We start from the raw sequence: 12,668 nt of genomic DNA on the forward strand, positions 1-12,668 counted from the left end.
TTGTTCTGTTTATGCCAACATCTACTTTGTAATGGACCTAATGAATTGGATAGGATTACCCTGGAAAAACGATCGTTTTTTCTCCCAGGGGGTAGTCTGCCTATTAATCCCATTACAAAGGAACGGAACAAACCTGCTGTAGTATGTATGCTAAGGAGTTCTCCATATGGATGGGGAACTCTTTTTATTACTAAAACTTACTATACATGCTGCAAGACAACCAAATAGTCTGTGACGTTCCTTTATCTTAATACGAGGTGAAGGAATATGAAATCGATGGAAATTGTATGGAATTTAGTTGATCAAGAGCATGAGCTTTATTTGGATCGACATTGTTCAAATTGTGGAAAAGTGGTGACGTTTAAGGATACTCTTATTAGACGACATAATGCTAACGGAAAAAACATTTACCGTTTTGCCATCTATAAATGTGAAAAAAATCATACGTGGAATCGAAAGTTAGAGAGTTATAAAACCTATCAAAATCATGTAAGGTTATATAAAGAACTACCACGTGAAGAAGATGTAAAGGCGAGAATTGATGTCGAGGAGCAGCTTCTAAACGGATATGAGTTCATAGAGATAACGATTGGATGTGTACATGGACATTTTCGAATTGATAAAGTACTGTCTGATCGAGTTAAGGGGTGGAGTCGTTCACTAATTTCAATGAAAATAAAAGAAGGATTGGTTAAAGTGAATGATGAAAAAGTGAAGCGAAGTACAAGAATTTCTGAAGGTGATCTTGTGGTTATTGCGCTTAAGTGATTACCGCTTTTGAAAATTAAAGGAGGAAACTAAATGGTGAAATATCGTAGAGCTTTAGTGGAAGACGCTCGTTCTTTAGCTAATCTTTTTAATGATTATCGTTTGTTTTATGGGCAGGAGTCCGATCTAATTGGTGCAGAGAAATTTTTGAAGGCGAGGCTTGAGAGGGAAGAGTCCGTGGTTTATTATGCCTATGAGAGTAATGGAGATGTAGTGGAGCCAGTAGGATTCACTCAACTCTATCCTTCGTTTTCTTCCGTTTCTATGAAGAGAGTATGGATCTTAAATGATTTGTTTGTAGCAAAAAGGGCAAGAAGAAAAGGGGTAGCACAAGGTCTAATTGAAAAGGCTAGGGACTTAGCGGTGGAGACAGAAGCCAAAGCGGTCACCCTCGAAACCGACCACGACAACCACAACGCCCAAAATCTATACGAAAAAATCGGATTCACCAAAGACACTCAACACCATTACACACTTAATGTACCACGTTAAAGCACCGGGGGACGGTTCTCGGTTGCGGTAATGCGATAAAGTTTATAGGTTGTTTTGCCTGATGTGTGGTCATTTCAGCAGAGTAATAAGTCGAAACTTGTCGCCTTGTCAATTTGTTGGGATCTGGATGAATTATCTGCCAAAATGTACAGATAATGGATGAATTGGACAAATTAATTTCGTTGCCAACACTCAAACGTTGGCAACATTAAACTTTTCATAGTTGTTATACAACCTTTATTAGTTCCTGAAATTGATAATATAATATTGGGAGAAAAATCCTCATTTTTAAAGGAGTTACTGCTGATCAGCAATTCTCTCTTACTAACTTTAGCACGTTAACCCAATCGAGAACCGTCCCCGAATGTGGTGACGCGGTAAATAAGTAAAGCACCGTCCCTATTGGGCGGTGCTTTTGGTTTAACTCAAATATTTCCGATGTCCCCTGTGATTACTTAGGGTCATATAATAGCGCTCCTCCTAGAATAATTTCGTTGTCCAGGATTCACAGTTCCATACGTCCGTAACAAGACCTTCATAGAACTCTGGTTCGTGGGAGATGAGAAGGACGGAGCCTTTATAAGCTTGAAGAGCTCTTCTTAGTTCTTCTTTTGCTTCTACATCTAAATGGTTGGTTGGCTCATCAAGCACGAGAAGGTTTGATTCTCTATTAATAAGCTTACAAAGGCGTACCTTTGCTTTTTCTCCCCCACTTAACACTTCTACTTTACTTTCGATATGTTTTGTCGTTAGCCCGCACTTGGCAAGGGCAGCACGAACTTCATATTGAGTAAATGAAGGGAATTCACTCCATACTTCTTCGATACAAGTGTTGTTATTCTTATTTTTCATTTCTTGCTCAAAGTAACCAATTTCAATATGATCTCCAAGCTCAACCTTACCTGATACTGGCTTGATTTCACCAAGAATGCTTCGAAGTAATGTGGTCTTACCGATCCCATTCGCACCTGACAAAGCAATCTTTTGTCCTCTTTCCATTCTGAGGTTAAGAGGTTTAGATAGTGGTTCATCATAACCGATAACAAGATCCCTTGTTTCAAAAAGAACTTTTCCAGGGGTTCTTGCTTCTTTAAAACGAAACTCCGGCTTTGGTTTTTCGGCAGCAAGCTCGATGACGTCCATTTTATCCAGCTTTTTTTGACGTGACATGGCCATATTACGAGTCGAAACACGGGCTTTATTGCGTGCCACAAAATCCTTTAAGTCAGAAATCTCTTGCTGTTGTTTTTTATAGGCCGCTTCAAGCTGTTGCTTTTTCATTTCATAAACCTTCATGAAATCATCATAATCACCAACATAGCGATTCAGCTCTTGATTTTCCATATGATAAATCAGATTGATAACGCTATTCAAAAACGGAATGTCGTGGGAAATGAGGATAAAAGCATTCTCATATTCCTGCAAGTAACGCTTTAACCACTCGATATGTTTAACATCAAGATAGTTTGTCGGCTCATCCAGTAAAAGGATGTCCGGTTTCTCTAATAATAACTTCGCCAATAATACCTTTGTACGCTGCCCACCGCTCAAGTCCTGGACTTCACGGTCAAGGCCAATGTCGTCTAAGCCTAATCCACGGGCAGTCTCTTCAACCTTGGCATCAATGATATAAAAATCATTATTGGTAAGTACATCTTGAAGGGTTCCGGTTTCTTCTAAGAGCCTCTCAAGCTCTTCAGCATCGACATCACCCATTTTCGCAAACAGCTCATTCAATTCTTTCTCCATATCAAAAAGATACTGGAACGCCATTTTTAAGACATCACGAATCGTCATTCCTCTTTCTAACACCGTATGCTGATCTAAATAGCCAACACGGACCCGCTTTGACCAGCTTACTTTTCCTTCATCCGGCTCAAGTTTTCCGGTAATAATATTCATAAACGTGGATTTACCTTCACCGTTCGCACCGATTAACCCGATATGCTCTCCTTTTAAAAGACGAAAAGAGACATCGTTAAAAATAGCACGGTCACCAAATCCATGACTTAAGTTTTTAACTGATAAAATACTCATCACATTACACCTTTTCCTTTAAAACTTTACACTCTGCTTCTTATTATAATCGTCAAACGAATAAGAGAATAGTGCTTTTGTCCAAGAAAATATTTCAATTCATTAGTTCTTGTTGGCTTACGACAGGATGTAGAGTTAATACGCTTACTGTTTCCCCTTTATATAATTAGTTGGAATTTAACAAATTAATAAAAAGCGGACATAAAATGTAGAATCAAGTCGAATATCCTCTAATGAGTGTAAAGGAGGTGAAAATATGTACTTCCGAAACATCCTTGTAACGGGGTTAATTGTCGGAGCAGCATTGTTTTTCCCAAGTGATGTCTTTGCTAAAAATGATGGTCAGGATCAAAAACCAGTTACTTCTAATCAGAATGTTGAAGTGAAAAAAGTAACAGAGAATCAAAAGAAACCAAAAGTGGTTAATCCTGTTCCAGCAACAGTGAAGAAAAACTCTCAGGAAAAAGACCTTCCAAGTCAGGCTAGTGAAAAAGCTAGGGAAGCGGTTAAGGCCAGTAAACAAAAAGCTAATAAGCCTATTGAGCAAACCTTGCCTAATCACGCGAAAGCCAAAAAGGAAGAAATAAAGAAAAAACCACAACCTGCGAACAAGAAAATACAAACTGAAACATCAAATCAAGTTGAAAAGTTTTCTAAGCCCGTACATAACGTCGTTCCTAAGGAGGAACCAACATATCGAAAAGCGGATAGAAGGCATCCCGTTGTAAATGATAGTTCAACTCAAGAAGCTACAATAAAAAAAGAAGATCCTCCTATCCACGATCGAGTTACGGATAAAGAAAACTCAACAGATAAAAAGAAAACACCTATTTCTACGGAAAAGTTTCCGAAAGAAACAATCATTGTGAACCACTCACATAACATTAAAGCCCCTGGAGGGACATCGAAAGACCGAACAGGACATGGGCAAACAATTAATAGCTTTATAGAAAAGTGGTTCCAAGCAGAAAAGGGTTTAAGTATAAATCTAATCCAATCCTATTGTTCTCGAGAACGAGTATATCGTAATCAATGGGTTCATGCTCCGCCAACAGAACCACCGAAAATGGCTCCTGATTTCTTCATGTAAACCGTTGGTATGAACACGGATAAGAATAAGGAAAAAGGAGCGAATTTTTAAAATGAAATTAAATATTAAAGGATCAATAGTTGTAAAATCTTTCGTATTGGCAGGCGTACTTTCAGTAGGAGCTTTGGCAGGCGGCCATATTAGTGAAGCTGCAGGTCATGGAAAGCATGTTTCTCATGATGTTAAAACAGAAGCTGTTATAAAAGTAAAGAAAGAAAATCCATCTGTAGCAAACAAAGCAAACTCAAAGGCAAGTATTCATGCAAATGATAACGCAAAAATGCATGCAGCAGCAAACGCAGCTGTACATGCTAAAGTTGCCGAAAAGGAAGAAGAATCAACAGTAGAAGAGACAACTGAAGTAGTAGTTGAAAAGAAAAAAGAAAGAACAGCCAATCCATCTGTCGTAAACAAAGTAAATTCTCAAGCAAATGAACATGCAAGCGAAAACGCAAAAATGCACGCAGCAGCAAATTCAGCGGTACATGCTACAGCAAAGGAAGAAGAAACAACAGAAGTAGAAGTTGAAGAGCAAACCGAAACGGCAGTAGAAGAAACAACGGAAGAAGCTGTATCTCCATCTGTAGAAAACAAAGTAAATTCAAAGGCAAGTGAACATGCTAGCGAAAATGCAAAAATGCACGCAGCAGCAAATTCAGCGGTACATGCTACAGCAAAGGAAGAAGAAACAACAGAGGTAGAGACTGAAGAGCAAACCGAAACGACAGTAGAAGAAACAACGGAAGAAGCTGTATCTCCATCTGTAGAAAACAAAGTAAATTCAAAGGCAAGTGAACATGCTAGCGAAAACGCAAAAATGCACGCAGCAGCAAATTCAGCGGTACATGCTACAGCAAAGGAAGAAGAAACAGCAGAGGTAGAGACTGAAGAGCAAACCGAAACGACAGTAGAAGAAACAACGGAAGAAGCTGTATCTCCATCTGTAGAAAACAAAGTAAATTCAAAGGCAAGTGAACATGCTAGCGAAAACGCAAAAATGCACGCAGCAGCAAATTCAGCGGTACATGCTACAGCAAAGGAAGAAGAAACAGCAGAGGTAGAGACTGAAGAGCAAACCGAAACGACAGTAGAAGAAACAACGGAAGAAGCTGTATCTCTATCTGTAGAAAACAAAGTGAATTCAAAGGCAAGTGAACATGCTAGCTAAAACGCAAAAATGCAAGCTAATTTAAACTCTGCTATCCATGCTACTATTGTTGAACAAGGTTCTGAAGCAGTAGAGGTTATTGAAGGATAAGCTGATTAATTGCCGAAGGGGGGTCTCCTCTTCGGTTTTTTAATTATTATAAAAAAATATTTTAATAATATGTTTTTATCCTAAACTTTTCATTGTCTAAAACCCCATTCCTTGTTAGCATTTGAGAGGACATTATTAAAATACGATAGGTGAGAAGTTTGGAAGATATTTTTGCGAAGAGTCCATTTGGGATAGCTGATGCAACAGTGCCCCGTGCACAGGTTACAGAAAGTCAGAGCACAACCGAGTTAGTGAAAAATCAAGAAGAGGATTCTTTTTATTTTCGATCTTTAGAGAATAACGGAATCCATCTAAATAAGGCACAATTAAAGGCTGTTCGCCATGTGGATGGACCATTTTTAACACTTGCAGGCGCTGGTTCTGGAAAAACGACTGTTCTAGTATGCCGTACAGGCTATCTGATGACAGTAAAAAAGGTTGATCCTCGTCAGCTCCTTCTTGTCACTTTTACGAAAAAAGCAGCAATGGAAATGAAAGCGCGAATTGCGAAGCTACCTGGTGTAAATAAAAGCCAAGCGGATAAAGTAATGGCAGGTACATTTCACTCCTTTTTCTTATACCTGCTGAGATCACAAGGAAATCGAGAAGAGATTCTTTCAAGTGAAAGACAAAAGCAAATCATCTTAAAACAAATTCAGAGAAGTAAAGGAATTCATGACCCGTATGAACCAGAAGTTCTACTTTCGACATTATCATTCTATAAAATGAATTTAATAGATCGAGGAGATTGGCCTTCATCAACTCAAGTCGAAAAGGAAAAGAATGAGATTCTGATAGCATTTGAGAATTGGAAGGCTGAAAATCGGAAAATGGATTTTGATGATATTCTCGTTTATGCGTATGATCTCCTTATCCATAATCCTTCGCTCACATCAAGCTTACAAAAACGATTTCAGTATGTGATGGTCGATGAATTTCAAGATACAAACCTCCTGCAATATAGCTTAATTAAGCTGTTAGTTAAGGGGCATCGAAACTTATTTATTGTTGGAGATGATGATCAGACAATATATTCCTTTAACGGTGCACGGAATGATTTTATTTTGAACTTTGACAATGAATTTCCTGAAGCCGAAATGACTACGCTCGACCTTAACTACCGTTCAATGCCGGATATCATTGGATTAGGAAATGAAGTGATACGTCACAATAAAAAGCGTCGGGTAAAAATGCTGAAGCCTACAAAAGCTGGAAGAATAAATCCTCTTTACTCAAGACCATCTACAACCGATGAAGAAGCAGAATGGACACTCAAAAAAGTTCAAACGCTTATTGCCAGTGGGAAATATTCTTATAAGGATATTTCGATTTTACATAGAACGGCAAGCAGCAGCAGGGCGATGTTTGAAAGATTACTTTTAGAAGAGGTTCCATTTATTACGTATAACGTACATGATCAACTTTTTTACGAGCAGTGGATCGTTAAACCAATTATAGATTACTTAAGGCTAGCTCTTGTTCCGAGAAATTTTGAGGCAATCGAAGGGATCTTGCCGACATTATTTGTTGGAAGAGAAAAAGGCATCCAGTATATCTTAAATCAAGAAAGAAGCAATCGAAAGAAGTATCCCATTATCCATTTAACAACAATGAACCATATTAAGTCTTTTCAGGTAAAAAAAATAAAAGACAGGCTAAAGCTTATCAAAACATTGCAAAACGAAAAACCAGTTGATGCAATCAAAATGATTCGAAAAGAGTTTTATGATACCTATTTAGAATGTGCGGAGCAAAAGAAAGTGACAGAACACAAGGAAGTACTAAAAGAAACCTTAAATGAGTTAGAAGCATCGGCGAAACGTTTTGATACTGTATCAACCTTTTTAACCTTTATTGAAAATATGAAAAAGAAGCATGAGGAATTGCAAAATATAAGCAAGGCCGAAAAGAAGGATGCACTATCATTGATGACCATCCACCGCTCAAAAGGACTTGAATTTCCTGTTGTTTTCCTCATTGGCGCATGTGAAGGGAATCTTCCCCACTCATCTGCTCTTGATATTGAAAAACTAAAGGATCGAAATACTTTTTCAAGCGGAAAAGATATGTTAGGAGACGCCATTGAAGAAGAAAGACGACTAGCATATGTGGCAATCACAAGAGCAGAAGAAGAATTGTACATCAGCTCACCTGCTTTTTATCAAGGAGAAAAACGAGATATATCACGATTTATAGTCAGTGCTTTTCAAAAAGATACTGTAAAAAAGCCGATATCAAAAAAGCAAATTCCTAAAACAAAGAAAAAGGTAAAAGCGTGGATTTGTACATCTCAAGAATGTATTGCGTGGCAACGGATAGAAGAAGGGGAGATAGGCGGAAAGCTATGCCCTCTATGCCATTCTCGAATGGATATTGGGATAAAAGAAGTATAGATACGTCTGCAAAGGGTTGGAGAAGTAGCGGTTTTTGTCGAACGGTCAATATATTGTGGTTATCGGACAAATTATTATAGCTTATGGACAAATAAATAAGGGTTTCAGACAAATAATCAAGAGTTCTGGAAAAATTAATGTGCGAATAAGTCTCTGATGGTTTTGGTCAATTCAATCCTAATCAATTTTCACAAAGAGCATTTCCTCATTCAAACAAAAAATTTTTTTGATAGAATAATATAAAAGGGGAATTAAAACAGAAGGGATGGAATTCAATCATGAGATTCTTATTATCATGGAGTGGTGGTAAGGATGCTTGTATGTGTTTAGACACGTTGATCAAGCAAGGCCATGAGGTAGTTTGTCTGATCACAACGGCATCTAAAGAAATCGGAACAACCTTTGGACATGGTGAAAAGCGAGAAATGATTCGCGCACAAGCTGAATCCTTGGATATACCTGTTCATTTTATTGAAGTAGAGATGAATACATATACTGAGACCTTTATTCAAGATGTCAACATGTTAAAGGAACGCTGTCAAGTGGATGCAATTGCTTTTGGGGATTTATATTTACCTGGGCATCGCGAATGGGGAGAAGCTGTGGCTGAAAAAACAGGATTAAAAGCCGTTTATCCACTTTGGATGAAACAAGCTGAAGCAGAGAGCAGCTTATATCATTTTGTGAATTCAGGCTATCAAGCTTTAATTATTCGTACGAAAAATGAGTTAGGGTTAGAAAAATGGCTTGGTCAAACAATCGATAAAAAGTTTGCTGACGAGCTGTCAAATACAGAAATATGTCCAATGGGCGAAGCAGGGGAGTATCATACCTTTGTGTATGACGGCCCGCTTTTTAAGAAGAAAATTACGATAAACCCTGGTGAGGTTGTTGCTCAAGAAACCACAAAAAGATTAGAAATAGATTCATTTTCATTAACGGGAAAATAACAGCTGTTCTCAAAAAACTTATTTATTACAAGTCAGAAATCCCTTTTGGGAGTTTAAAAGCGAAGAGGCATTGCCCTCTTCGCTTTTTTAATTCACAAATGCAAATCCTTTTTATTAAAATCCTGTTCCTCATAGGGGTCAATTTTTCTTGAATCCTCAGTGTTTAATGTCTGTCTTAAGAAATAAATTAAGACTCCACCAATCATACCTAAAACGACAACAAGTCCGAGAAATGCAGCGATTCCCATCACTCGAGTCCTCCTTCGCCTATAGAATTAGATAGTATAATCTTATGCTGCTCATGGAAGTTTTAAACAGGAAGGTCATCATATTAATGTATATGTATGATTTTCCCTTTTTAGGACAAATCAAACGGAATTCAGTAGTATCGGACTAATTTTTAGTTTTTTATTACTATATAGGAACATATGTTCTGTTTTTGTGTTAAAATAAGGTTACAGTGTACGTAGCTGGGTGGGCAGTGGCTACTCCCTTTTAGGTGGGAGGTGGCTCTTTAATGGTTGAAGTAGCAGACGTTTTACAAATTATGATTGCTTTTGGGACATTGACTGTAGCAATTATTGCGGCAACACAAAAAAAGAAGTAACCCCACCCGCTATGGCTCGACACCGAGGGTAAGGTTACTTCACGTTCTCTTATAAGAGCTACTGCTCTTGGCAGAGTATACTGGTCAATGAAGGGGATTCCCAAAAGGGGTCTGGAAACACGATAATCAATCATATATAGGAGATACCTAAAGGATCTCTCCATATATTGAAGTTGTGGTTCCTGATTCCTTGGTTAGGGGACAACCCCTTCGTGATTTGCTTACATAAATTATACCGAACACTATGTATTGAAGTAAAGAAACTTCCGATATAATCCTAGTTTTTTCCTATTAAGTGCGATCGATTAAAATGGCTCGGACTGGACACCCATCAGCTTCGGTTAATGGAAGGGGAAGAGCAATTAAATCATAGATTCCTTCTTCCACTTCATCTAGTACAATTCCTTCTAAAATTTGGATATGTGAATTTTCAATGGAATGATGTGCTGGTAAATTTTTACTGTCAATGGGATCCACAGAAGGAACATCGACTCCAATTAAATCCACTCCTTGTTGCATTAAATATGGCGCTAGATCTTCTTGTAAGAAAGTGATCTCAGAAGGAAATTCAGATTTATTTTCCCATGAGCTTGTTTTCAATAACAGCTTAGAAATCTCCGTAAGGTCAAGGTGCTGGACATCCTCTGCTCCAATGGAGGTTTTTCCAGAAACGTTAACGACAAGGGCTGGTCCGATAAATCTTTCAAGTGGGAGGTCAGCTACTTTTTTACCGTTATGGTCAAAATGATAAGGAGCATCAATATGGGTTCCGGTATGAGTACTCATCGTTAGTTGGCCGACATTAACAGAGCCCGTTTGTTCTTTGGTCCAATTTAATTGAAAAGAATATGGCGTATCCCCTGGCCACACAGGGGTACCATGATGCAGCTTTTGTGAGATATCAATGATTTTCATAGGATCCTCCTAATCTAGCGTTTCTTTTTTATAGGAATTATCGTTAAACAGCTATACTTTAAGAATAATAAAAAGAGAGTGAATAGTAAATTAAATTTCTGTATCTATCCAAAAGGACAATTGGTTTCAAGAAACGAATGTATAATATAGTAAGAAATGTCAATTGAGTTGGATTTATTTTTAAAAAATAGGCTGTTTTCTAACTGATGGTTGTTTTTTAAGAACTTAAATTTTGTGAAAGGGTTGGTTGGAGCGAAAAGCAAAATTCTTCCGCTCTACAACCAACCCCTTATCAAATAACAACAATATTTACGAACAAAAAATAAAAATTGGTGGAGGCAGGAAAAATGCCAGAATTACATGATAGTGTTGTCATCCAAAAACCTATTAACGAGGTATTTCAATTTGCTAGTGAATTAAAAAACTCACCTAAAATCATGGACAATGTAGTGGCAATTGAAAAGCTGACAATTGGAGAAACAGCGGTGGGAACCCAGTATAAAGAAACACGTGAGATCAGAGGTAAAAAAGCGGATGCTGTGATTAAATTTATAGAATTTACCCCTAACCAATCTTATGCGGTTGAGAGTGAGCATAATGGGTTAAGAGTAGTGTATACCTATCAATTTAGAGAGAATGGCGAGAGTACCGTTGTTGACTTTAAAGGAGATGTTGAAGTGAATGGTCTCTGGATGAAGCTGGTGAAACCAATGATCGTCAACATATTAAAAAAAGAGGATGGAGGTCATCTTCGGAATTTAAAAAATGTAATCGAGAGGGAGTAATGATGATGGGAATAGTATATCGAAATTTTGAAGATCAAGGGGATCTTACACGTCAATACGAGTTTTGGGAGAGTATGACATCTTCGTTACCCTATGCATGGAAGCCAACTCATTCTCCAAAACATTTTTCCTTGCAAAAAGAATTTCACCCAAAAACGAGATGCTTCGCTTATGATGGTGACGCATTGGTTGGCTATATGAGCTTTACAGGAAAGGGTTCGTTTGTCTCATTAGGATATCCATGGGTGCTGCCAGAATATCGTGATATTCAAGATGAGTTATTTGATAGAGTTTACGGTTTTGCCTCAAGTAACGAGTATGGAGGAAAGCAGTTCGCTCAAAGATTTCGAAGTCAATGGCAGGAACCAATTGACTACTTTTTATCAAAGGGTTTTATGATTTCAAATTCATCGCCTATTATCGGTAAAGAACTGAACGATGAGGGTTCAACATTTAAAGCGACAATAGATTATAAGCTTGAAGGGCAATTTGATTTTGAAAAATGGAAGCGCCTTAAAAGAAAGGATTCCACTAATGAAGAGCTGCAAATGATGAGTGAATATTATTCCTCAGTCGAGTTTGATTTTGCTATTTCCTTCTATAACCGAGATCAATTGAAAGGCTACTGCGGGATTGCGATACGTAAAAAGACTGGATTTGCAGAAATCAATGCCATCGCACTTGATAATAGCTGTAGTCTAGCGGAGGTAACAAATATGCTAGAGGTTATTGAGTTTGAAACTTTTATTCGCGAAGGGAAAGTAGTAAGTCTCTATCAATCCTCCCTGCCCACTGGAGCCTATGAGGGACTTAAGGATTACCATTTAATTACAGAGGATGTCATGATGGTCAAAGGTTTAAATCAGCAATGAAAACAAAGGAGAAGTTATATGAAGAGAGCAATTAGAGGGCATCACCTCCTTTGTATCCATGGATTTAAGGGAATGGGGTACAGTCCGGCATTTGTAGATGAAATGGGTGCAATTGTGAAAGATTTCAATAGTAATAGAGAGGACATTGAAATTGAAGTCAGAGCCTCTTTTGATGATGCTTGCTTTGCATGTCCACATAAAGGGGAAACGAAATGTGAAAAAAGTGAGGATTCTAATCAACATGTTCTTTCGTTAGATCATCGTGTCATCAACCATCTTGGGATCAGTCCTGGAGAGAGCTACAATAAAAATGAATTACTATCCCATACAGCAGAAAAGGTTTCTCCTGAAGACTTAGATCATTTATGTGAGGGGTGTTCCTGGCTTTCCTTTGGAGTATGCAAGGAAGGAATTCAGGACTTAAAGGAAAAATTCAATAATACTGTAGGGGATATCCATTTTTCATCGTTTATTTATATGAAAATATGATTTATTAAAAAG

Annotated in this window: 13 protein-coding genes; 10 read left to right on the forward strand and 3 right to left on the reverse strand. The window is 37.8% G+C overall.

Features of this window, described 5'->3' with window-relative positions; all coding sequences use genetic code 11:
- The first annotated feature begins 267 nt into the window (after positions 1-267).
- Complete coding sequence (locus JOC86_RS21585; RefSeq protein ID WP_205175041.1) at positions 268-768, forward strand: S4 domain-containing protein; 501 nt, start codon at positions 268-270, stop codon at positions 766-768.
- A gap of 36 nt (positions 769-804) precedes the next feature.
- On the forward strand, positions 805-1,260 hold the full coding sequence (locus JOC86_RS21590; RefSeq protein ID WP_205175337.1) for a GNAT family N-acetyltransferase: 456 nt from the start codon (positions 805-807) through the stop codon (positions 1,258-1,260).
- A 480-nt stretch (positions 1,261-1,740) separates the two neighbouring features.
- On the opposite strand, the gene JOC86_RS21595 is transcribed toward JOC86_RS21590, so the two are convergent.
- Positions 1,741-3,297, reverse strand: a complete 1,557-nt coding sequence (locus JOC86_RS21595; protein WP_205175042.1) for an ABC-F family ATP-binding cassette domain-containing protein — start codon at positions 3,295-3,297, stop codon at positions 1,741-1,743.
- Between the two features lie 256 nt (positions 3,298-3,553).
- Here JOC86_RS21595 and JOC86_RS21600 point away from each other — a divergent pair, with 256 nt between their 5' ends.
- The 4 genes from JOC86_RS21600 (at position 3,554) to JOC86_RS21615 (ending at position 8,988) form a co-directional block, all read left to right on the forward strand.
- The gene (locus JOC86_RS21600) at positions 3,554-4,387 is read left to right on the forward strand and encodes a hypothetical protein (RefSeq protein ID WP_205175043.1); all 834 of its coding nucleotides are present in this window, start codon (positions 3,554-3,556) and stop codon (positions 4,385-4,387) included.
- Positions 4,388-4,439: 52 nt separating this feature from the next.
- Entirely contained in the window at positions 4,440-5,555 is a 1,116-nt protein-coding gene (locus tag JOC86_RS21605; RefSeq protein WP_205175044.1) for a hypothetical protein, read from the forward strand.
- A 248-nt stretch (positions 5,556-5,803) separates the two neighbouring features.
- Complete coding sequence (locus tag JOC86_RS21610; RefSeq protein ID WP_205175045.1) at positions 5,804-8,038, forward strand: UvrD-helicase domain-containing protein; 2,235 nt, start codon at positions 5,804-5,806, stop codon at positions 8,036-8,038.
- A gap of 278 nt (positions 8,039-8,316) precedes the next feature.
- The gene (locus JOC86_RS21615; RefSeq protein ID WP_205175046.1) at positions 8,317-8,988 is read left to right on the forward strand and encodes a Dph6-related ATP pyrophosphatase; all 672 of its coding nucleotides are present in this window, start codon (positions 8,317-8,319) and stop codon (positions 8,986-8,988) included.
- A gap of 92 nt (positions 8,989-9,080) precedes the next feature.
- On the opposite strand, the gene JOC86_RS21620 is transcribed toward JOC86_RS21615, so the two are convergent.
- Positions 9,081-9,239 (reverse strand): hypothetical protein, encoded by a 159-nt coding sequence (locus JOC86_RS21620; RefSeq protein ID WP_205175047.1) that lies wholly within the window; start codon positions 9,237-9,239, stop codon positions 9,081-9,083.
- Positions 9,240-9,505: 266 nt separating this feature from the next.
- Between JOC86_RS21620 and JOC86_RS24810 the strand changes: the two genes are divergently transcribed.
- Positions 9,506-9,595, forward strand: a complete 90-nt coding sequence (locus tag JOC86_RS24810; RefSeq protein WP_239587767.1) for a putative holin-like toxin — start codon at positions 9,506-9,508, stop codon at positions 9,593-9,595.
- Positions 9,596-9,886: 291 nt separating this feature from the next.
- Here the strand turns inward: JOC86_RS24810 and kynB are convergent, their stop codons facing one another.
- On the reverse strand, positions 9,887-10,510 hold the full coding sequence (gene kynB / locus JOC86_RS21625) for an arylformamidase (protein WP_205175048.1): 624 nt from the start codon (positions 10,508-10,510) through the stop codon (positions 9,887-9,889).
- A gap of 347 nt (positions 10,511-10,857) precedes the next feature.
- Here kynB and JOC86_RS21630 point away from each other — a divergent pair, with 347 nt between their 5' ends.
- From JOC86_RS21630 to JOC86_RS21640, 3 genes are read left to right on the forward strand one after another with little or no spacing between them, the layout of a single operon-like run.
- The gene (locus tag JOC86_RS21630) at positions 10,858-11,295 is read left to right on the forward strand and encodes an SRPBCC family protein (RefSeq protein WP_205175049.1); all 438 of its coding nucleotides are present in this window, start codon (positions 10,858-10,860) and stop codon (positions 11,293-11,295) included.
- Positions 11,296-11,300: 5 nt separating this feature from the next.
- Positions 11,301-12,167 (forward strand): hypothetical protein, encoded by an 867-nt coding sequence (locus JOC86_RS21635; protein ID WP_205175050.1) that lies wholly within the window; start codon positions 11,301-11,303, stop codon positions 12,165-12,167.
- A gap of 18 nt (positions 12,168-12,185) precedes the next feature.
- On the forward strand, positions 12,186-12,656 hold the full coding sequence (locus JOC86_RS21640) for a DUF1284 domain-containing protein (RefSeq protein ID WP_205175051.1): 471 nt from the start codon (positions 12,186-12,188) through the stop codon (positions 12,654-12,656).
- The last annotated feature ends 12 nt before the right edge of the window (positions 12,657-12,668 follow it).

This window comes from Rossellomorea pakistanensis, assembly GCF_016908495.1.
GTDB lineage: Bacteria > Bacillota > Bacilli > Bacillales > Bacillaceae_B > Rossellomorea > Rossellomorea pakistanensis.

Excerpts from the sequence above, each read along its gene's own strand:
- JOC86_RS21630 (WP_205175049.1), top strand. The coding sequence starts at position 10,858 with ATGCCAGAATTACATGATAGTGTTGTCATCCAAAAACCTATTAACGAG.
- JOC86_RS21595 (WP_205175042.1), bottom strand. The coding sequence starts at position 3,297 with ATGAGTATTTTATCAGTTAAAAACTTAAGTCATGGATTTGGTGACCGT.
- JOC86_RS21640 (WP_205175051.1), top strand. The coding sequence starts at position 12,186 with ATGAAGAGAGCAATTAGAGGGCATCACCTCCTTTGTATCCATGGATTT.
- JOC86_RS24810 (WP_239587767.1), top strand. The coding sequence starts at position 9,506 with ATGGTTGAAGTAGCAGACGTTTTACAAATTATGATTGCTTTTGGGACA.
- kynB (WP_205175048.1), bottom strand. The coding sequence starts at position 10,510 with ATGAAAATCATTGATATCTCACAAAAGCTGCATCATGGTACCCCTGTG.
- JOC86_RS21585 (WP_205175041.1), top strand. The coding sequence starts at position 268 with ATGAAATCGATGGAAATTGTATGGAATTTAGTTGATCAAGAGCATGAG.
- JOC86_RS21605 (WP_205175044.1), top strand. The coding sequence starts at position 4,440 with ATGAAATTAAATATTAAAGGATCAATAGTTGTAAAATCTTTCGTATTG.
- JOC86_RS21600 (WP_205175043.1), top strand. The coding sequence starts at position 3,554 with ATGTACTTCCGAAACATCCTTGTAACGGGGTTAATTGTCGGAGCAGCA.
- JOC86_RS21635 (WP_205175050.1), top strand. The coding sequence starts at position 11,301 with ATGGGAATAGTATATCGAAATTTTGAAGATCAAGGGGATCTTACACGT.
- JOC86_RS21615 (WP_205175046.1), top strand. The coding sequence starts at position 8,317 with ATGAGATTCTTATTATCATGGAGTGGTGGTAAGGATGCTTGTATGTGT.